Annotated in this window: 20 protein-coding genes and 1 tRNA gene; 2 read left to right on the forward strand and 19 right to left on the reverse strand. The window is 28.5% G+C overall.

What is annotated here, in order from left to right:
* Positions 1 to 380: 380 nt before the first annotated feature.
* From L3B96_RS26390 to L3B96_RS26475, 18 genes are all read right to left on the reverse strand, one after another.
* Positions 381 to 2441, reverse strand: coding sequence for a M13 family metallopeptidase (locus L3B96_RS26390; RefSeq protein ID WP_238948988.1), 2061 nt, complete (start codon positions 2439 to 2441; stop codon positions 381 to 383).
* A 206-nt stretch (positions 2442 to 2647) separates the two neighbouring features.
* A complete protein-coding gene (locus L3B96_RS26395) occupies positions 2648 to 2857 on the reverse strand; it encodes a DUF350 domain-containing protein (protein WP_023975999.1) in 210 nt (69 codons plus the stop codon).
* A 101-nt stretch (positions 2858 to 2958) separates the two neighbouring features.
* Positions 2959 to 5421, reverse strand: coding sequence for a glutathionylspermidine synthase family protein (locus L3B96_RS26400; protein ID WP_238948989.1), 2463 nt, complete (start codon positions 5419 to 5421; stop codon positions 2959 to 2961).
* Between the two features lie 75 nt (positions 5422 to 5496).
* Positions 5497 to 5811: a hypothetical protein gene (locus L3B96_RS26405; RefSeq protein WP_238948990.1), complete on the reverse strand. Its 315-nt coding sequence runs from the start codon at positions 5809 to 5811 to the stop codon at positions 5497 to 5499.
* Positions 5811 to 6440, reverse strand: a complete 630-nt coding sequence (locus L3B96_RS26410) for a normocyte-binding protein (RefSeq protein ID WP_171779889.1) — start codon at positions 6438 to 6440, stop codon at positions 5811 to 5813. The genes L3B96_RS26405 and L3B96_RS26410 overlap by 1 nt, the downstream gene beginning before the upstream one ends.
* A gap of 6 nt (positions 6441 to 6446) precedes the next feature.
* On the reverse strand, positions 6447 to 6830 hold the full coding sequence (locus L3B96_RS26415; RefSeq protein WP_077303980.1) for a hypothetical protein: 384 nt from the start codon (positions 6828 to 6830) through the stop codon (positions 6447 to 6449).
* 102 nt (positions 6831 to 6932) lie between these two features.
* Positions 6933 to 8981: an MASE3 domain-containing protein gene (locus tag L3B96_RS26420; protein ID WP_238948991.1), complete on the reverse strand. Its 2049-nt coding sequence runs from the start codon at positions 8979 to 8981 to the stop codon at positions 6933 to 6935.
* Between the two features lie 288 nt (positions 8982 to 9269).
* On the reverse strand, positions 9270 to 10382 hold the full coding sequence (locus L3B96_RS26425) for a hydrolase (protein WP_238948998.1): 1113 nt from the start codon (positions 10380 to 10382) through the stop codon (positions 9270 to 9272).
* Positions 10383 to 11925: 1543 nt separating this feature from the next.
* Positions 11926 to 12258 carry a hypothetical protein gene (locus tag L3B96_RS26430; RefSeq protein ID WP_077868544.1) on the reverse strand — a complete coding sequence of 111 codons (333 nt, stop codon included), beginning with the start codon at positions 12256 to 12258 and terminating at the stop codon, positions 11926 to 11928.
* Between the two features lie 43 nt (positions 12259 to 12301).
* Positions 12302 to 12634 (reverse strand): hypothetical protein, encoded by a 333-nt coding sequence (locus L3B96_RS26435; protein WP_077868543.1) that lies wholly within the window; start codon positions 12632 to 12634, stop codon positions 12302 to 12304.
* 180 nt (positions 12635 to 12814) lie between these two features.
* Complete coding sequence (locus tag L3B96_RS27520) at positions 12815 to 13120, reverse strand: hypothetical protein (RefSeq protein WP_343073121.1); 306 nt, start codon at positions 13118 to 13120, stop codon at positions 12815 to 12817.
* Positions 13121 to 13375: 255 nt separating this feature from the next.
* Positions 13376 to 14059 (reverse strand): hypothetical protein, encoded by a 684-nt coding sequence (locus L3B96_RS26445; protein ID WP_238948992.1) that lies wholly within the window; start codon positions 14057 to 14059, stop codon positions 13376 to 13378.
* Between the two features lie 147 nt (positions 14060 to 14206).
* Complete coding sequence (locus tag L3B96_RS26450; protein WP_238948993.1) at positions 14207 to 15400, reverse strand: phage major capsid protein; 1194 nt, start codon at positions 15398 to 15400, stop codon at positions 14207 to 14209.
* Between the two features lie 16 nt (positions 15401 to 15416).
* Positions 15417 to 15701: a hypothetical protein gene (locus L3B96_RS26455; RefSeq protein WP_077868540.1), complete on the reverse strand. Its 285-nt coding sequence runs from the start codon at positions 15699 to 15701 to the stop codon at positions 15417 to 15419.
* Positions 15702 to 15880: 179 nt separating this feature from the next.
* Positions 15881 to 16405, reverse strand: coding sequence for a xanthine dehydrogenase (locus L3B96_RS26460; RefSeq protein WP_238948994.1), 525 nt, complete (start codon positions 16403 to 16405; stop codon positions 15881 to 15883).
* Between the two features lie 124 nt (positions 16406 to 16529).
* Positions 16530 to 18677 (reverse strand): phage/plasmid primase, P4 family, encoded by a 2148-nt coding sequence (locus L3B96_RS26465; RefSeq protein WP_238948995.1) that lies wholly within the window; start codon positions 18675 to 18677, stop codon positions 16530 to 16532.
* Positions 18678 to 18692: 15 nt separating this feature from the next.
* A complete protein-coding gene (locus tag L3B96_RS26470) occupies positions 18693 to 18878 on the reverse strand; it encodes a helix-turn-helix domain-containing protein (RefSeq protein WP_077868537.1) in 186 nt (61 codons plus the stop codon).
* A 45-nt stretch (positions 18879 to 18923) separates the two neighbouring features.
* Entirely contained in the window at positions 18924 to 19103 is a 180-nt protein-coding gene (locus tag L3B96_RS26475) for a helix-turn-helix domain-containing protein (protein WP_238948996.1), read from the reverse strand.
* Between the two features lie 132 nt (positions 19104 to 19235).
* Between L3B96_RS26475 and L3B96_RS26480 the strand changes: the two genes are divergently transcribed.
* Both L3B96_RS26480 and L3B96_RS26485 read left to right on the forward strand, forming a co-directional pair.
* Positions 19236 to 19568, forward strand: a complete 333-nt coding sequence (locus tag L3B96_RS26480; RefSeq protein ID WP_077868535.1) for a helix-turn-helix transcriptional regulator — start codon at positions 19236 to 19238, stop codon at positions 19566 to 19568.
* A 21-nt stretch (positions 19569 to 19589) separates the two neighbouring features.
* Positions 19590 to 20789, forward strand: a complete 1200-nt coding sequence (locus tag L3B96_RS26485; protein ID WP_238948997.1) for a site-specific integrase — start codon at positions 19590 to 19592, stop codon at positions 20787 to 20789.
* A gap of 254 nt (positions 20790 to 21043) precedes the next feature.
* On the opposite strand, the gene L3B96_RS26490 is transcribed toward L3B96_RS26485, so the two are convergent.
* A tRNA-Arg gene (locus L3B96_RS26490) sits at positions 21044 to 21120 on the reverse strand.
* Positions 21121 to 21238 lie beyond the last annotated feature (118 nt).

A 21238-nucleotide genomic window follows, 5' to 3' on the forward strand; every position in this document is an offset into this window, starting at 1 on the left:
ATCTTAGCTTACTCAAATAAAAATTGCTGGTTTACTTAAATGTATTTATGTTATTCTGTTCAATTTTCAAAGATCTTGTTGCCTTCAAGCAACTCATTTAGTTTATCATCATCCAAAATCAATGTCAACACTTTTTTTTAATTTCTAGCATTTTTCATCAACTCTCGTGACAACAAAACCTATTATATCATCATATTTATTACTCATGTTTTATTTTGCACTATTTTAAGATAAATATTCTTTATTTTCTCTCTTTTTCTTTTTATTACTCATTTATCAACACAGCGACACGCATGGATATGTTTAACTATACTTTTTATTTATTCACATTAATTAGTGCCGCTATGTCATGATTTCAATATTCAGTTTTTATTTTTCTTTTACCATATTCCAACTCTATCTTCTGGTCTTACATACATTTTATCTCCTTCTTTTATATTGTAAGTTTTATAAAAATCCTCAAATTGAGATAAAACTGCATTTACCCTTACCTTTTTAGGTGCATGTGGATCGTTATTTAATAAATACTCTTTTAATTCATTCGTTGATATTTCTCTCCATACTGTCGCGTAGTTTTCAAATAAATCCTTTAGATTAGGATCTTCCATTTTTTTTGCAATATCTAAAACACAAGCCATACCACCTAAATCACTTATGTTTTCTCCTACGGTTAATATTCCATTTACATTCTTTTCATTCCCCATATTTATATTAGAATAATAATCCACCACCTTTTTACTCCTGTTTGTAAATTCCTTATAGTCATTTTGATTCCACCAATTTTTTAATTTACCAGTTTCATCAAATTGAGCACCTGTATTATCGAACGCATGAGTAAGTTCGTGTCCAATAACAACTCCAATTCCCCCAAGGTTTTTTTCTTTTTTTGCATTTTTATCGTAAAATGGTGCTTGCAATATTCCTGCAGGAAATACAATTTCATTATTTAAAGCATTGTAGTAGGCATTTACAGTACAAGGCCCCATGTTCCATTCATCTTTATCAACCTCATGATTTAACTTGGAAAACTGTTTTTTACTTTGAGATGTATATATACTTATTAGGTTATCAACTAATGATCCTCCTTCACCATAGGAATTTATTACTACATCACTATAGTCATTCCACTTTTCAGGATAACCCACTTTAACATTGACATTTTCCAATTTTCTGAGCGCCTTCTCTTTAGTTGATTTACTCATCCAAGTATTGCTTTGTAGTCTATCTTCAAAGTTTTCAATTATCTCTTTTGACATTTTTTCTACATCGTTCTTCGATTCATCATCAAAATGTTTATTTACGTACAATTTACTTATAATCTCATTCAATTGTCCACTAACAAATTTCACCCCTGAGCCTTCATCTAATTCCGAACATTCTACTCCATAAAGCACTTTTCTTAATTCATTACACGCCTCTCTATGTTTAGATGTTAAATAATTATCTGTGTTCATTAATACATTGGTTTTAAAATATGTTTTTATATTTTCCAAATTATCTTCGCTAATAATTGAATTTACTAACTTTAATTCTTCTGGGTTTTCCACTATTATTTTCTTTGGATTATTAATATTTAATTTATTTAATAATCCAGGTATATCTGCATTAGGTATTAACTTATTTAATTCTTTTACTGTATATAAATTATAAGAATTCTGTATTCGGTTTTCATCTTTAGCTTCCTCCTCATAAGAAGGTATCTTTTTAGCAAATTCATTCTCAATATTAAAAAAAGTTTCTGCATTTTTCTTTGCTACATCTTCATTTTCTCCATATAGCATATGTAATTTAGCTATATAATCTATATATATCTGTTTTATTTTTTGACTCTTCTCGCTAGTATCCTTATAGTAAAACGAATTTCCTAATCCAAGATTACTTCTAGAAACATATAAAACATTAATGTTACTATTCTTATAGTCTGGACCGACGCCTAAGTTTATTAGAGGTTGAAAATATGAGAATTCATCATCCTTCAATATGGCTTTAAGATCATTCGTATCCTTAATTTCATTTATTTGATTCATATATTTCTCTAAGGGTTTTGTCCCTAATTCATCTCTTTTTTTCATATCTAGATAGTTGTTATATAAGTTTAAAACTTTTAACTCATCGCTATTCTTATCATAATTGTCTTTATTTTTTTGTATATCTGATATTATATTAAGAATATCTCCATTAACTCTCCCACATACTTCCTCAAATGTTCCATAGGAAATGTATCCATCATCAAGCTTTACCTTTGATAACCATTCCTTATTTACTGCATTATAAAAATCATCCTCTATCCTAGCATCACTATATGATTCTATACTATTACTGTTTAGAACACTTATTATATTAAATTCTGAGCTATATGGAGTATTATTTAATGAAGTTGATATACTTAAAAATAATACTAATATTATTGATGTAATTTTCTTAAGTGTAATTTTTCTCATACGTCTCTCTCCTCCTTAGTATTTTAATTGTAATTATCTATTTAATAACGATTCCAATCGTTTCACCTAAAGTTAGCCTAATACTATTATTTAATTTATTGCTATAAATAATTCATGTTTTTAAAATAAACAAAAAAAACCATCTTGAAATATCTATTTATTTCAAGATGGTTTTTGAATTATTACTCTTCGTAAATATATTATTTTTAAGATACGACTCCTGAAATTATAATTCCTATAGAAATCATAAAACCAGCTATAACTATAGCAACTGCAATATTTTTCTCCTTTAATTCTTGATTAAAATCAATCTTAGTTAGTACTTTATCAAAAAAGCAGTATCCAAAAATCAGCAATATAATACCTATCAATCCAAAAATAATACTAACTACAATATTGTTTACAATACCAGTCATAAATCTCTCCTCCTTATTACTATTTAAATAATTAGCCTTAGCTCATATTCTTCTATAATTGTATATTTTTAATATTGCACTAATCAAATTTAAAGCCTATATTAACACTCAATGTATGTAGCAACACACATTGCATTTTTATCAGTTATAAAATCTCCCATTCTAGTAAATACTCCTGATGGTATATCACCTGTTATATATGTACCTATTACAGGAAACAAGTATTTGCTTTCCTCTTTCATTGTTGAATAAATATTTGAATATAACGGTTTAATATTTATTCTATCTTGAAACACTATATCATCTAATTCTTTACTCATTTCATCATAACTTAACATAACACCTGCTCCTTCCCTTGAAAGATATGGCTTGGCTACATAATCAAAAGAAAGAACATTATCAGGCTCTAAACATGTATATGGTATATATTTCAAAACAAACTCCTCATCATCATGTGAAAAGAATTTTTTTCTAACAAGCTCATGAATAACTGCGAATAGAGCCTTTGATTGAGTTATAAGTGTATATCCAGGATTTATCAAGTACTGTCCCGAACTTAAAGGATCAATTAGTTTTTTCATTTCATCTTCATAAGAAAACCAGTCCAATGGATAATGCCTATAAATGGCATCAATTTCATTCCCATAGAGATAAATTTTATTGTTATTTACTTTCAAATCATATATATTTCCAAAAATCACACTATACTCATTCAATTCCTTTAATATTTCAGCTATTAAATTGCTTGTATATATATCCTCATAATACCAAGAAGTTACAACAGCAATATTTTTAACTTTTTTTATTTTCTTAAGTTCTTCTAATATATTAAAAAATGATTTTTTTATATGCTCCTTGAGATTTACATTAGGGTTTTGATATTGGATATTAAGTTTTTCTTTAATTATAGAATTTAATCCAATTGCTTCAACTAAACCTGCAGGTGTCTCAGAATTAAATTCTAAAATTTTCAAACTTCCATCATTATCAATAGCAAAATCAATTCTTCCTAATGCACAAAGTGATGTAGCACATGAAGTTGAAACTAATTTATAAAGTTCTTCTGGTATACCTAGTATAGGCCCGAAAAGTTCTATTTCTTTTTGTATATATGGATATATTTTTTTTAAAATCTCACAAAACTTACTACTTACTGAAAGCATTTCTTTATAGGCACATTCTTTTAAAATTAGTGAGTTCAATGATATGTATTCATAAATATTTGTGTAAGCTCCTGTGAAATTATATTTAAATACACTTTCATCTATTATTTCATTCCAAATTTCTTTTCTATTTTTAGGATTAAATTCCTTTATATAAACCGGGAAATTTTCAACTCCTATTGGGCACATCCATGTGTAATCATCATTAGTTAGAAGTTCTCTACTCCATCTAACCAAAAGTCCCTCTACTTTATAATCCATTATATAAATACCAAAGTTTCCAAAGGCCAAAACTGGAATATTCATATTATTATTCCCAGGCGCATAAGTATATTCTTGTCTAATATTTATCAACTTCTGCTTTACATGTACTTTATTGCTTTTAAATACAGTTTTAATTTTATTTTCCCACATTTCTTGTGTATAAAGCTTACCTATGTAAACCTCTTGACTATATCGACCCAAGGACGATTTAACAACATAGCTGTCCTTATTGATTATTACATCTTGTATATCATCCTGATTTAGTATTTCTGTGTACGGAATACATTTTGTAATTATTTCTTTATCCCTAATTGAAAGAAGCTTTGAATCAGATTTAACTAGATTCCATAAATAAGCGAAGAAGCCTTTTGCCTGAATAGCAATTACTCTAGGATCGTTAATTAACAATAGATTCCCGCAATCAACACAATTCAATATTTCACTTATATTAGAAATTTCATAAAAAAATTCTGTAGGAAACAATCTTAAAATTATTTTAAGATTAAAATTAGAATATGCATAAACATATCCATCTCTTACAGATAAATTATTGGGTCCAACTTGTACTATGTTAATATTAGTATCTTTCAAAATATGTTTAAAGTAATAACTGTGATGTAATTCTTCATAATGACACGGATCCATCAAAAATCCCACATCTATTTTTTCTTTCTCCATCTCATATTCTTTACATATTTTTAATAATTCTTTAACTACATTATTTATAAAACTAACATTTATATTTCCATCAAAACTACATTTACCTGCTAAATCAATTTCTTTTTGACCACAAGGTTTATCATAATTAAATTCTGCAAAATAAATATCCCCATCAACGTCTCTAAAAGTATCATATCTGGCCCAAAACATCGGAGACATTGGGCATTTCAAGTTAAATATTTTTTCTTTAAACATGAAATCATCAAAATAATTCAATAACTCACTATGCCCTTCCTTAATGTTCTTAAGTACATTTAATGAAATTCTATTTATTTCTTCACTATAAAACACCATTTTTTCATAAGTTGATTTATCAAAATAAAACGGTATTTGCGAGTGAACATACTCTTCACCTAAAGAACTCACCATATAGTTATTAAATAAAACATCTTCAGTATAATTAATCTGTTTTTCCATAGAGTAATCCACATCCTAAATAATTTCTTTACATACATAAAGATACTTAAAATTTTAATTATCTTATCGCTTATCCTAACTTGATGAACTTCCGCCCTTTGATCCAGAGTATCCTGATGATTTACCAACTGACGAATCTGATATGCTAGCTTTGCTCTTGCTAGAAGAGTCACTATTTATAGATGAACCACTGCTAAAACTATTCCACCCTCCAACGTGCCCACCGCCACTATAATTAGAACCATTTCCATCTTGGTTTTCGTCATCTTCTTTTTGAGGGTTGTAACAGCCTGTAAATCCAAGCGGTCCACTTACAAAAAATGCAGCAGCTACCGCAATGGATAATGCTTTCCTCTTATTTTTCTTTACTATCTGCTTGAAATCTTTCATTATCCTCTCACCTTTATCACTTCTACTTCTATATCCTCATTTATAAAATTTATATAATCCTGTAAGTCATCTTTAATCTTATTTATAGTCAAAATAGTTATTTTAGTGTATCCAAGAATTTTTAGTATATCCGCACTTGGAAGATCATCATCACTTATTCCATATTGATTATTCAATTTATCTTTCAAGTCATCACTCTTCCAATTATCATTATACCTATCATACGGTATCAGCATAATAAACTTTTCAGTACTTATTTTCTTTAAATTCAAACCATTATTTATCAATTTATTAATATTCTCTTTTGTCCCTATTATTCCAAATGGATGGAATAATAAATTAATATTTAGAATCGGTTTTATAAAATATTCATTATTTAATAAAAACGCTAAATTTAAAATCTCATCAATAGGTAAATCAACAATCAAAAAATTATTCTCGCTGCAGTTTTCCACTATTATATTCAATGCACCTTGATTGCATTGACATGTATTTTCTTCTTTTAATATGAAATTATCATAGGTTTGAAGGGAAACAAACGGTGTACTTCTGAAGAACCCTTGAAATGGCCCTAAATTTGACTTCCATATTCTATACACCTTTCTTAAATCTATATCTTGTAGATACATATAATCCTACCTTTCATATGTTACTGCATAAATTCCACATAAAGATATGCACTGCTTAAACCCCTCTTGAGTTATAAAGACTAAGTGACTATCTGTGGATTCACTTTCACATACTTCTCCCATAATAGTAATTTCCGGATTAGAGTTTTGCCAAGAATTAAAATTTGAATAAATATTGATTTCTCTAGCATACGATAAAAAACCATATGAAAGTTTATAAACAATCGCAAAGTTGTTTCTCAACGAAAGTATTTGCCTATACTTCTTGAAGTCTTCCAATGTATCAATAACTAAAACTCCATTGTATATAGAATTCACCTCGCCCTCCAAGGTCTCAGTTGGTTTATCATCAAACCACTCATTATAAGTCCTATAAATAAAAATCTCCATTATTTACTCCTCATTTACTTTATAATACTAAATAAATATTACTCATATCTATCATCACTTACATGTCGTGCTCTGCACAGATCATTACACAAATTTACAAATTTAATAATATATATCTGAAAACTCAATACTTATCTTTTCTACTTTACTTTCATATAAACGTCCATCTGATGATAGTTTATCTTCAACAAATCTAACAGGCAACTTGACTATAAATTCGCTTCCTTTTCCAAATTCACTAAAAGCCTTAATATCTCCATTATGCATATCTACAATAGATTTTACAAGGGATAGCCCTATACCACTGCCCTGGCTATTGCGCGCAAGTGTTTTGTCTATTTGTCCAAATCTTTCAAAAATCATATTTAGTTTATCCTTCGGCATTCCAACGCCATTATCTTTAACAGATATTACAATATTATCTTTTTTATCATACATATTAACCAATATCTGTCCTCCTTTATCAGTAAATTTAATAGCATTAGATAATAAGTTTAACATTATCCTTTCAATTTTATCCAAATCGATTGCCATATCCTTTTCTTCCACATCTGTATCAAATATTAAGTCAATCCCCTTATTATTTGCATAATCTGCAACTGATAATGTTATATCTTCAATGACACTTACAACATTATAGTTTTGGAGATTCATTTTAAAGTATCCAGAATCAAACTTTGATATGTCAATAAGATTATTTACAAGTCTTACAAGCCTATAGCAATTTTGTTTCATTGTTTTTAAGTATTTACCTGATTCTAACTTATTTTTATCATTGCCTGACAATGATAAGATCTGAACAGCACCCAGAAGTACATTCAATGGTGTTTTAAGTTCATGGGATATATTAGAAAAGAATTCTGTCATCATCTTATTAAGTTCTGTAGCCTTACTTATCAATTTTTTGTTTTCCTCGATGTTACTTTCTAAAAGTTGTATTTGCCTTCTTGAGGTAATATCCCTAAGCATGACCATAGCAGAAGGTTGTCCTTTATACATACAAAAGCTATTTGTAACTTCAATGTCCACAATTTTCCCATCAAGTCTCAATAGCTTGCTTTCAACAAATGGTGTACTTAATTTATTACATATAGCATTATCTATTCTTCTATAAACTGCACCTTTAGCTTCATCTGTAATTATTTTCTCAATATCTATTCCTATGATTTCTTCAACCTTTTCCGCTCCCAAGAGTTCAGCCATTTTCTTGTTCGCAAATATAAACTTATTATTACTAATAACAAAAATTGCATTGTCAGAGTTGTTTATTATCATATTAAGACATTCTTCATTATTAAATATTATTTCTTCAAATAATTTCGCTTTATTATCAGCCGTATATAAATCACTATTCATAAGATTATATGGCTTTCTAAGTCCCGTCTCTACAACTCCTTTGTATAAAAAATATGCAGCCAAAATCATTATAGTATGTCCTATTATAGTGGTAAATTCTGACGGAACTACATAACTTACAAAAAACATTTCGCATATTCCAGATAATATAAGAAAACATTCAAAGCATACAAATAAATACTTATCAATATTTTTTCCGAATATAAAAAATACAGTAGCAATTATTAAAAATGCAGTACACAATACATATTCACTAACTATTTTGAAGGAGGTCAACCCCACATTTTCCACATAGCAATCTGGAAAAACTTTAAATATACATATTGACGATATCAAAAATACTGTTATGCAAAAATAAGCAATGAATAATGCATACGGATTTACATTCCTTTGTGGGCTTATTTTAAATATTATTGCAATCAAGCATGTAAAAGCACCCATGTATCTTGAAGCAATCCAAAATTGAGTTGCTATCTTTAATCCATCCATACTGCTTAAAAAGGGCATTCCAGTATAAGTAAGCGTATGGAATATTCCTAGCACTGCTACAAAAAAGTATCCAATTCCCAATATTAATAAAAAGTTGTTCTTATTAATTCTATAAGTATTAAAAGAAAATACAAATACTACTGCAAAAATAAAATTAATAAATAACTCAATTCCAGTATGAAAAAATAAATTACTATAGTTGTTCATAATGATCAGAAATGCCATAAAAATAAAAAAAAAGCTCCATTCTATCAACAACTCAAATTTGATAGATTTTGAAAGCCTTCTAATTCCTCCTGTACTCACAATGTGTACCTCCTTATAAACGTTTCTTAATAAAATTATCTTTAGATTTGTTTAATCATCTCACTATTCTTTATTTTACTACTTATACATAAATATGTAAATGTATTCGTTGCTATAAGAAAGCTCTAAGAGCTTTATAACTTCTTTTAAAAAGTTATATATAGGCTCCTCTAATCATAAAATATCTCATGAATATCATATTCTTCACAATAACTCTATATACTGTAAACTTTATAAGTTAGAGCCTATATACATTTTTATTAAACTTCCTATAAATATATCCTTTTATTAGCTTTCATTTTTTGCATACCATTTTCTTATGATTTCAACACTTTCATCACTTGGATAATACTTTTTATCATCACTAGTTTCACCTATTGCAAATATAGAGAATCCAAGATTCCAAGATTCATTTTCAAAGACACTTCTATATGCTTCAAAGCAATTTGCCTGTTCCTTATTATTTACAATATTAGAGATCAACGGATTATGTGGTTGAACAGAAGCCTTATTAGTTCTTGGAAAACCTAATTCTCCAAAGAAAATTGGCTTATTCCATTTATCATAGAAGTTTTTTACTTCCTGCTTTATATTTTGTTTTCTATCATATATTTGGGTACGCTCTAATGAACTTATTAAATTTTCTACAATATTAGTATCATTAGAAGTAAGTTCAAAATAAGATGCTATAGAAATGAAATCTACCTTTGAAAATATTTTATTATTTAATTTTTCATTATACTTATCTGTAAATTCTGGTGAGAAATCTTTCGCTGTAACCCAAAAATTTGTTCTATAAGTTAATAAACCTTTGTAGCGATCTCTAACATAATCAACCATATCACACATTTTCTGCTCATTAGATTCCATATACACAAAACTAGTCCCTATGTTTAATGCGTCAACATGGTATGGTATAGCTATATCTTTAATTAAATTTCCCAAAACATTATTAGTCCAGTTATTAAAAAACTCATCTATATTATCTGGTTTCCATTCTGTTTCTCCTGTACTTCCGTTCTCAATCCATGGATAAGGTTCTAATATTATATTTATTTTCTTCCATCTTAATTTTTCAAATAATTCAATAGCCCTCTTTTCACTTCCTTTATCTATTGTCATATTACTAGAAGTTCTACTATCTATATTTATAACTACTGGAACATTTAAAGTATTCAACTGCAATTTATCTATATCTTTAAGTACTTGATCTATATTATAGTCAGTTGATAAATTCCCAGATTTAATTTTTGTTTGAAATTTTGAATTTAATGTTTTTCCCTCTATTTTATTAATCATCTCATTAATAAATCCTCTTGACTCTATGTTAATGTTATAAGCATAAAAAGCAAATGTAATCATACTTAAAGTAATAAATATTAATACTCCTCTTTTAGTCATTTTACCACCTACTCTATCGGTTAATCGTATATTATTTCCATACACATTCATTACTCAGTTTGCGTATTTCTTGAATTACTTTTCCAAAAATTTCAATAACAAGGAAAACTCTACATTATATTAATAATGCTAAGACTTTAATCTCTAAATATATTGACATAACTTTTTTAAATTATTTCATTATTATTCCCCCAAATAGGGGTGATTAAAAATTTATTGTCTCACTATAGAATTTTTCATAAATTCGTGCACCACAATCTTATCCACAACGAAAAAAAATATAATTACTAACAATAATATAAGTAATATATGTTTAAAATTAATTTTATTTTTCATATCACTATTCACCTCACAAATATATGAATAATATACTTTAATTATATACTTATTTATGTATACCATCCATAATCATCTAAATTATAGTGTAAATTATATGCTTTAATTAATATCATACTTATATTCTTTTAACTGCTCTGTCTTATGATGACCGCATGACTTATGCTCATAGCAATGACTACGGCAGGTAAATAAAAAAAAGGTGCACTGACAACCCATACACCAATAAATAATATTAAGCTTTTGAAATACTAAACTTATGCCTTTTTAATTTACTATTCTTAAATCACATCTTATATAAGCTCTTAATTCTTTGCAATACATCTTGCGTGTAATCACATTCCATTTGCATATCCTTGTTAATTACTATCTCTATGACAAACCAAGGCTTTATTATATGCTATATTGTTACTTTCTGATATTGTGTAATTGTCTAATAATCTTGGAGACACTATAATATTTATCGTTAGCCTCCGTAATCATTGGTAAATCTATTTTGTTTGTCCGCAACAAAAAACACCAACGCTCTAAATTTCTTTAGGCCGCTGGTATTCCTCATGCTTGGTACACTTGGTGGGATTCGAACCCACGACTTCTGGAAATAAGAGAATTACACCCATATACTTTTATATTGTTGTCAAAGCCTTTTATACTGTCATTTCCTTTTTATTTGAGTACTTTTTCTTTTATCTTTTCCCGTTCTATACGGTGTAAAAAACGGTGTAAAACCTATTCCAGTATAAAATCTTCTTTTTTTCATTAATATATTTTTTCTTATTTCCTGTAAATATTCATTTTTAGTGTACTTAATGTACTATAATAAATAAACCTAGATATATAGCTACTTCAAAGCCATAGTACACAAAATTCTTTCTGTACTATTAGTGTACTTATTGTACTGACATTATTCCCCCGCATTTCCTATAAAATCTTATTAAGCATCTCAACACCACAACGCCCTCAACTATATACAAAAAATCTGTAAAATGAAATTTTAGAAATTATTTTATAATCAACGCTTTTGCTTGGTCTCACCAAATGATCCGCCCTCCTTTCTTAAATTTCATTTAGTGAAAAATTTATAAATAAATGTTGGGTAGTATAAATTTTCTCAAAAATACCGCAAATTCATTTGAATAATGCGATATTTTAACTAGTTATTTATTCTTACTAATACACTATATTAGAAGTTAAACAAAATCACTATTTAGGGTGATTTTGGAGTGATAGTTACTTCACCACCACCAGTTACTACAAATATGTACTCAGACGTCATCGGTATTGTATCGACATTTAATGAACCAGGGTCTAACTTTATATCTTGAATTGGAATATAATCTTTATCGAAAATGAATACACGAACACTATCGGTCTTTGAAATATTACTAACACTATAAATATTACCTGATGAAATATTAAAATCAGACAAGTTGTAAATACCTTGCTTAAATGTGCCAGAAACTGCAAATGTAGATTTTAGTCCGATTATATTAAAGAATAAGCATAAAAAAATTAAGAATAAGATAGTAAACTTCTTCATAAATACATCCCCTTTAAATTAAAGCGTTAAACAAAATCACTATTTAAGATGATTTTGGATTAAGATATACTTCTCCTTTACCAATTATTAAAACGATATAGTTAGGCTTGATAGGTACTGTATCGAGTTTTTGTGTACTTGGTCTTAATCGTATTGATTCCATTACAACTTGATTTTCATCTAAAATATATAGATACATACCCTCGGTATTAGAAATATTTTGAATAGTAAAAATACCAGTCTTTGAAAAATTAAAATCAGATAATTTATAGATACCTTGGGTAAATATATTTCCAACTGCAAATGCAGGTATTAATCTAATTACACTAAAGGTTAAACATAAAAAAATTAAGAATAGGATAGTAAATCTTTTCATTGTTCACCCACCTTTCGGTTTTATTTTACGTAATAAGCATATTAATATTCGTTCATATGCTTTTTTTAATACTTCCTTTTTCTTAAAATTTCATTTAGGGAAAATTGTGTGTCTAAATGGGGGCTGTGTGGTGTCAGTCCATTCAATAAAAAATCCCCCAAAAATAGGGGGGGACATTAATTACACTCTTACTATAAAGTGAGATACATCCTTATCATCGAAACAAAAATGTTGTATACATATATTAGCTAAAGTATTTATCATTGAATTCCATCCTGCTAACTTGTATCTACCTTCTTTAGTCAATAAATTCATCGGAACGTGTGATAATAATTTTTTTTCTTTTTTAGAATGCACAATACTATTCCTATATTTGTACAACTTTTCAGCAAACTTTTTTATACTTATATTATTTAAATCTATGTTGTTCCTGTCTTCCTCATCTAACATATATTTAGAGAAATTGATCTCAATTACATCCTCCATACAATACTTCTCTTTTAATTCTATTAGTAATCGTTCTAAGCATTCAACTTCTTTATTATGACCATTTACCGTTATTCTATCATTTGTGTAGAAATACTCTAAAACTTTATAGTAGTATAAGAAAGCAGTTTCATCAATTCCAATAAATGCTTGATTATAAAAAGCTAATGGTTCTATAAATCTACTCTTAGGTAAATTTAAAATGCAATTAGTCTTTTCGTAATCATAAGAATCGGAATAATGCTTAAATTCCTTTTAAACTCCAAATTTAATTAAGGCTTCTCCGTCTACTTGATTATATAAATTATTAATAAAAAGAGCTTGTTGTAGGTAATCTTCAAGGGGTTTTCTATTAACATTCTCTAACTTTATTGTTTTAAAGTATTCCCACCCCCAATTAATAAACCTTTTAAATATAAGTTTAAATATAGGGCTCGGATTTGATATTTTAATATTAATATTATCAATATTAAATTCTAACGTAAGACCTTTTTTTAATAAATTTCCGTCCTGATCCCTAGGAATTGTTCTACTTTCTTCCATTATAAATTCAGCTTTTTTGCCTCTTATATTATGAAAACCTATCATACCTCTGTATTCGTATAAAGTTGATTTATTGTACCAAGTCTCTAGATTTTTATTTTTCTCATCCATGTAACAGTTGTTTGCTGATAATTCCCAAAACCAATCATCGCAGCTATGTTTCAATCTATTTAATATTCGTTTATATCTTTGGATTAAATCCTCATCATGAATTTCATATTTTTCAAATAATTTATTAAATGAGATTTTTATTTCAACTTTATCGATCTTATTTTTAATTTTTATATGCTCAATATTTATATCACTCACATAAATATCTCTATAATATTCCTCATCACTAAAATATTTTTGTATTTCACTTTTTATTTCTGATAATACATAATTAATCTCATCCATAACACACTTAATACCATCCTTTATCTTATAATAATTATAAACCAATCATATCACATTATCCCAATATATACCATTATATTCATTGTTCTGTATAACTTGTATATACAAAAAAGATGTATGGTTTCCCATACACCGATTAATATCTTATTAAGTTGTTGCAGTAACTAAGCTTATACCTTTTTCGTTTACTATTCCTAAATCGCATCTTATATAAATTCTTAATGCTTTTATCATTCTTTGAAATCCGTCTTGAGTGTAACCCCACTCCATTTGTATATCTTTATTAACTCCTAACAACATACATTCTCTATGATAAACTAGCGCTTGATTATCTGCTATGTTATTACTTTCTGATATTGCGTAATTGTCTAACACCTTTGGAGGTACTATATATTGACCGTTAGCATCTGTAAGCATTGATAAATCAGTTCCTACGGTTGTATTATACACTATGTCACTAGGCTCTATATTCGCTCCCTTAGTTGCTCCTACGCCCTTAATAAGCATATTATAATCAACGTTGCCAGTATGAGAGACTTTATTTATATTTTCATGTGCTGTAATACCTTTGATCTCTGCTCCTGTTCCAGTACCATATAATAAGTTCTTATCTAATGCAACGGCAATAGCTTTTGAACAAGCATTCATTAATACATCACTTATATTAGCACTTGCAAGTAATTGCTCTGTTACTGGTACATACATAGCTAAAGTTTTACCCTCTAATTTAACACCTATGAACTCCGTTGAACTCTCTGGAATTAAATCTCCTTCGGCTACGAATGACGCTGACGCATCTTTTGAAATTCTAGCAACTGTTAAATTATTATTCTCCATTACTGTAACTGGTATCTTACCAAATATCGCTGATTGTTCCCTTGCCTTGTCTAATATTTGATTAGCTAATTTTTGTGGAATTACAACCGATCCTGTGGCTGAACTCATATCTCTAAGATATTGTGCCCCTTCACCTGTCTTTTCAATTCCGCTCATGGCTCTGACTAATTTACCTATGCTTAAATTAACATCCTTACCCCTAGTTTCAATATCGATCTTTTCGCCTTCTTTAAATACTCTTAATTCCTTATCATCTGTAGTGTACCCCTCTTTTTTCTTCCCAGGTACCCATTCAATATGTTTTCGTTGTTCTTCTTCGATCTTTAAAGTTTCGTCAATGGATTTTATTTCTCCTTTAATATCATTAAATCTATTTATTTCATTTACATTCAACGCCCTTTTTTCTTCTTTCGCTTTATCGGTTAAAGCCTCCATTTCTTCTAAAAGATCATTTCTCTTTTCCATTAATGGTGGCAATGCTCTTGTTTCTAATACTTTTATCATTGGTATAAAGTCCTCCCTAATTATTACTTTCTATTTCTTCGACTATTTCTGAATCTAGATCTTCAACGTAAAATGATATTGTTTCCCCATCTATCATGTTTTCTAGCTTTTCTGTTAATTTTTCAGTTCTTAACTCTTTCATAGTTGTACTATCCTCCTTTAATTCTGTTTTAAATTCTTCTTCTTGTCCTAAAGCCTTACGTTCCCAGTATTTTTCTTGAATTTCTTTAATTTTTTCTTTATTATTCTTTCTATACTCACGCATATATGCGTTTCTTTTTTGCTTTGCCAATTCAGTCATGCTATCACACTCCTAATAAATATATAAATTTAAGCCTATAGAGAAAATCCCCTATAGGCTTATGATTGAAAAAGGAAAACACCATATGTTAAATGTTGTGAAAGATCAAGGAAACATTCCTTAAAAGATCTCATAAAGATTTATTATCATAATCTTTATATTAATATATTACCATCTTTTCAACCTATAAAAGCGGCAGAAAAGTCGCAAGAAAGTGACGAAAAACTGATCAAAAATTGATCTAGTTTATTTAGTATTCTTCGATTGAATCTACAACATGTAGATTTATCAATCCCAAGTGTCATTCCTATTTCAATCCATGACTTTTTTGGCTTTGAAAAATATCTTAATTCGACTAACTTTAATTCTTCGGGTTCTAAACTAGTTAAGGCAACTTTAATTAATCGATCTAATTCAATTAACCTTTGTTTTTTACTTTGCAATATTTCTAATAGTTTCTCTCTTTTAATTACTTCACTCTCAACACTACTCGAAAATGCATTTGTAGGGCTTGATCTTTCTCCATATGATACTCCCGCTATACCTACGTCATTTATAATTGAATTAATATGTATATCTAAGCTTTCTATTTCTAACCCAAAATTTTTGTAGTTATATAGTGTCTTTTCAACTTCTTTCATTCTTACCTTATGTGATATTTTAAATCCAATCATATTCTTTTGTTTATTTATTGTTATTGTCATCTTTTGTATTCCCCTTGCTATTTTAATTCCGTTAGTTATAATTTCTTGACATAGCATTTCATACAAGGTAAACTTATATTGTCAGATATAAGTAGTGTTTCAATGTTTTTGAAATGCTATTTTTTTATTTAAAATATTTTTCTGTATTTCTTACTAATTCTAAATCGTCAACTTCAATGCTTAGATAATATCTAATACTATTACTTACTTTTGAATTGATTCCAAAGCTTTTAAATTGCCTTCCTAAATGAGTCGGATTCATTGGCATTATGCTATTTAATATACACCAATCTTTATAATTCTTGTAGACCTCACCTATAGGGATTCTAATGTTTTTATTGTGAATTTTTTTTATCTTTGCTTTAAAAAATGCGTATGCCGAATCGACTTCTTCTCTATATTCTTCCATCTCCTGTTCTGCTAATTTACTTACTGTTACTTTCCAATTATTTTTTTTCACTCTATCTAAGCCGTAATATGCCCAAGTAAACACTATATCTAATTCATTTTTAATTATCTTATCTGCAATCTGAGGGTCTTTTATTTTATCTCTAATACCATTTATAACCTCTCGTTCAGTTCCAAATGAATTATTAAATGGAATTATAATAGGTCTTCTGAAAAAACCTGTTGATTTATCTGAGGCACTAGGCATCCTGTTAAGTCCAAAAAACATGGTCATATTAAAGCCTAATCTAACTAAATCTTTATTTTTTCTATTAACTGTAATTGGTTCTCCACAACACATTGACTTAAAAGCCTTATTAACAGTTTTTCCGCTAAGTTCATCATCACGAACTATATTAACATGCTTTCCTTCTGCTACTGATATTGCAAACGTTTCTCCAAAATCACCCAATCCAATGCTACATACATGTTTGTTATCATCAATTAAAGCTTCTTGAATATCAAATGCAACGCTTTTTCCATTACTACCTTCTCCCTTATATATAAAACAATTTTGAACTTCTTTTGCGTGAGGTGATAACATAAGCCCCCAACTCTCTTGAAGTGTTTCTAAGCTATCTTCATCCAACGTACTATATAAAAATTTTTTAAAATCTGATTTATCAAATAGTTCTTTCCATCTTTCATAGTCTTCAATAAAATTAGCTTTGAACTGAACTTCTGTTTTATATCTATGGTTATGCTCTAATAACTCACCATTATTAATATGAATAATCCCATTCAAACAATTAATATAATTCTTTTCATCATATATTTCTTTTGCGTCTTCACTAATTAACATTAATGATTCTGCAAAGTTTTTTGCTTTCCCAGGCGTCATATCCTCATCATTTACTGCATAATCAAAATACATTCTTTGCACTTCTCTAAATTCCATATATTTATAAAAACCTTCTTCATTATCATACATAAACCATAAATTACCCTTTAGATAGCTTGGCCGTTCTTGAATTATGTATTTAGCTAACGAATGACAAATTACATTACCTTTTTCATTACAATAAGATGGATGCAATCTTTGTGCTATACTTCCAATAATACTTTGAACTTCATTATCATCCAAAGGCGGATTACATTTAAGCAAGTTTAGCCCTTTTGCAATTGACATTATTGTTGTAATATCTCTTATACTTGATTTACTTACTATTCCAATAACTTCTTTAAAAAGTTCTTGATTTCTAGTCCCCTCTTTATATGTATAACCAGTACTTAAAGTTGTTGATTCAACTGTTTTAATTTTAACTGAATTATCCAATTGCATGAACCTATCAAACAATCCTTTTGGCATTTCATTTATATTAGTATCATTTATTATTGTATATTCTCTGACTTTTCCACTTTTTATCTTTGCTTTACTACCAGGTAATACAATCAATCCTCCGTCAGTTCTAATATCAATACCACTTGCATAATTAGGCTTATTTTTTAGCCCTTCTTGATATTTAAAATATAAATGCTTTCCACCGTTAGGTGTTCCAACTGTAAATGTACTCTTTATTTGTTGCTTATCATCTTCAGTAAAGTCTTTTATTAAATTTTCAAATACCTCTATACCGTCAATTGAGTTTTCGCCATGGTTTCTATCTAAATCCACAACCATAATATTGCTATTCTTTCCTGTTAGAATAGAAAATCCAGTGACACTTTTACTTGATGAAATTTGAAAATCTTCGAGTGATTGTGCATCTTTTATCCAATTTTCCTCATTGCCCCATTTTACTATCGGTCTTTTAGAATAGTTGTTCAATTGAACCATTGGAAATAAATTTTTATTCTCTATAGTTTTAAAAATAACTTTATCCATCAATTCCCCCACTTTTTATCTACATTGTTTATCTGCCCATTCTTGGAGCTTATCTTTATTAATATAAAATTTAGTCCCGATTTTAAATGCCGGAAAGTTCCTATCTTTTAATAAGACTTCATACATTGTATTTCTTCCAACGCCTAAGATCGGCATTGCCTCCTTTGGTGATATTACTATTTTATCTTCTGTTTTATTCATTAGCATACCTCTCCTTAATCTAACTTAAAATTTATAGTCTTCTTTTTATAACAAATAAGAAACTTCAATATCCAAAGCTAATGCAAGTTTCTTTAATAAGCCAACTTGTACTGTGTCAATATGACCGTTCTCTATTTTAGATATTACAGACCTGCATACCCCTGACTTACTGGATAAATCACACTGAGACCACTTTTTTCTAGTCCTAAATAATTTTAAATTCACTTTACCACCTCCATTTCGACCGTATTGTTATTTATAATATACACCGCCATTGTGAACGTGTCAATAATTTTCCTGTATTTTTATATAGCCATTTTGAATGTGCTGTTATATAATGTATTCGAGGTGATTATTATGGACTTTGGAAAGAATATAGGAGATCTAAGACGCGACAAGGGATTAACTCAAGAAGAATTAGCTAATGCAATAGGTGTTGCAACTAGCTCTATTCAAAATTATGAACTTAACAAAAGAAAACCTAACTATGAAACATTAAATATGATTGCACAAATTCTTGAAGTATCTATAGATGAATTAATAAATGGTCAATCTTCCGCATACATTAACAAATTAAACCGTGAGGGTGCAACAATCAAAAGAGATTTATCCGAATTATCAACCTGGCAGTTAATAACTGAGTTAAATAGTCGTGAAGACTTTCCAATTAAAATAGAAATTAAAAAATAGATTTTAAGAAAAGGTGAGTATATGGCAAAAACTAATTATCTTAAAAGAACTATCAATGGTAAAGAATATTATTACTTTAGATTGAGACATAATAACTTAAATAAACCCAAAGATGTATATGCAGCAACTGTCAAAGAACTTGATCAAAAAATACGAAAAATTAGAAATGAACTTGAGAATAACATTATTAATAATAAGGAGGTCTTTGAAACTTTTTTTGCTAACTGGCTCTTTGATGTAAAGTTTTTAACTTTAAAGCCTTCTACTAAGGAAAGGTATGAAATAATTTATAGAAACTATATAAAAAATAGCCCTTTATCTAAAATTAAGATTAAAGATATAACCTTAACCGATATCCAGGAGTATTATAATGCACTAATTAAAAGAGGTTCAACTGTAAGTTGTATATTAGCATTAAACAAACTAATAGCTCCATGCATCCGATATGCTTATAATAATAGCATTTTAATTAGAGATTTCACTGGAGCCATTGTACTCCCTAAAGAGAGCGAAGAAACTAAATTGAATAAGGCAAACAAAGTTCAACCATTTTCTTTAGATGAACATCGACGGTTTATTACAACTATCAAGGGGCATGAATTAGAAATGTTATTTCTCACTGCTCTAAATACTGGTATGCGTCAAGGTGAATTATTTGCTCTTACATGGAATGATATCAATTTTCAAGGATGCTATGTCAGTGTTAATAAAACTGCAAAGAACGTAGCTGAAGTATCGAGAGAAGGGCGTGAACCTTCAAAAGTAATAATACAAACGCCTAAAACAGTAAAGAGTAATAGACGTGTATCGATTCCTAACGCATTATCAGAACAACTTAAGCAGTACAAATTAAAGCAGTCAGAATATAAATTAAAACTTGCTAATTTATACGAAAATAACAACCTAGTATTTTGCACTATTGATGGTAAATATTTGGATAGCAGTAATGTAAGAAAAAGATTTAAGAAAATAATTGATACTATTAATTCTAATAAAAGTGACGATTCTAAAATAATAAAAACTAGAACATTCCATGATTTACGACATACTTATGCAACACGTCTTTTTGAACTTGGAGAATCTCCCAAAACAGTTCAAGAATTATTAGGACATAGTGATATCTCTATTACTTTAGATACTTATACTCATGTGCTCGAAAATATAAAAGTTATGGCTACATCAAAATTAAATGACCTATATATATCCATGAAGGCTAAATAAGCCTTCTTTTTTTATTCTTTTAAAAAAGTACACTAAATTTTATAATTATTTAGTGCACTTAATTCATCTATACCAGTATTAGCAATGCTTTGCATCTTTCAGTACGCTAAGTACACTATTTTTAGAATAGTATGAGTTTATGATACTACTATTTTAGATAAAAGGTGTAAAAATTTTTATACGGTGTAAAAAGTGGTGTAAAATCAAAATACCAACGATTTAAATTTCTCTAAACCGTTGGTATTTCTCATGTTTGGTACACTTGGTGGGATTCGAACCCACGACTTCTGGATTCGAAGTCCAACGCTCTATCCAACTGAACTACAAGTGCATATTCATTTTTATATAAATAAAAACAACTGAAAACAGTTGTTTTTTGGAGCGGGTAGTGGGAATCGAACCCACCTTTCCAGCTTGGAAGGCTGGAGTATTACCGATATACGATACCC

Source organism: Clostridium sp. YIM B02569, assembly GCF_022320765.1.
Classification (GTDB): Bacteria; Bacillota; Clostridia; order Clostridiales; family Clostridiaceae; genus Clostridium; species Clostridium beijerinckii.

Coding starts and splice junctions, on each gene's coding strand:
- L3B96_RS26485 (WP_238948997.1), top strand. CDS start 19,590: ATGGCAAAAACTAATTATCTTAAAAGAACTATCAATGGTAAAGAATAT.
- L3B96_RS26430 (WP_077868544.1), bottom strand. CDS start 12,258: ATGAAGAAGTTTACTATCTTATTCTTAATTTTTTTATGCTTATTCTTT.
- L3B96_RS26470 (WP_077868537.1), bottom strand. CDS start 18,878: ATGAATAAAACAGAAGATAAAATAGTAATATCACCAAAGGAGGCAATG.
- L3B96_RS26415 (WP_077303980.1), bottom strand. CDS start 6,830: ATGGAGATTTTTATTTATAGGACTTATAATGAGTGGTTTGATGATAAA.
- L3B96_RS26450 (WP_238948993.1), bottom strand. CDS start 15,400: ATGATAAAAGTATTAGAAACAAGAGCATTGCCACCATTAATGGAAAAG.
- L3B96_RS27520 (WP_343073121.1), bottom strand. CDS start 13,120: ATGGAGGATGTAATTGAGATCAATTTCTCTAAATATATGTTAGATGAG.
- L3B96_RS26460 (WP_238948994.1), bottom strand. CDS start 16,405: ATGACAATAACAATAAATAAACAAAAGAATATGATTGGATTTAAAATA.
- L3B96_RS26410 (WP_171779889.1), bottom strand. CDS start 6,440: ATGTATCTACAAGATATAGATTTAAGAAAGGTGTATAGAATATGGAAG.
- L3B96_RS26390 (WP_238948988.1), bottom strand. CDS start 2,441: ATGAGAAAAATTACACTTAAGAAAATTACATCAATAATATTAGTATTA.
- L3B96_RS26445 (WP_238948992.1), bottom strand. CDS start 14,059: ATGGATGAGATTAATTATGTATTATCAGAAATAAAAAGTGAAATACAA.
- L3B96_RS26435 (WP_077868543.1), bottom strand. CDS start 12,634: ATGAAAAGATTTACTATCCTATTCTTAATTTTTTTATGTTTAACCTTT.
- L3B96_RS26405 (WP_238948990.1), bottom strand. CDS start 5,811: ATGAAAGATTTCAAGCAGATAGTAAAGAAAAATAAGAGGAAAGCATTA.
- L3B96_RS26395 (WP_023975999.1), bottom strand. CDS start 2,857: ATGACTGGTATTGTAAACAATATTGTAGTTAGTATTATTTTTGGATTG.
- L3B96_RS26425 (WP_238948998.1), bottom strand. CDS start 10,382: ATGACTAAAAGAGGAGTATTAATATTTATTACTTTAAGTATGATTACA.
- L3B96_RS26480 (WP_077868535.1), top strand. CDS start 19,236: ATGGACTTTGGAAAGAATATAGGAGATCTAAGACGCGACAAGGGATTA.
- L3B96_RS26465 (WP_238948995.1), bottom strand. CDS start 18,677: ATGGATAAAGTTATTTTTAAAACTATAGAGAATAAAAATTTATTTCCA.
- L3B96_RS26400 (WP_238948989.1), bottom strand. CDS start 5,421: ATGGAAAAACAGATTAATTATACTGAAGATGTTTTATTTAATAACTAT.
- L3B96_RS26455 (WP_077868540.1), bottom strand. CDS start 15,701: ATGACTGAATTGGCAAAGCAAAAAAGAAACGCATATATGCGTGAGTAT.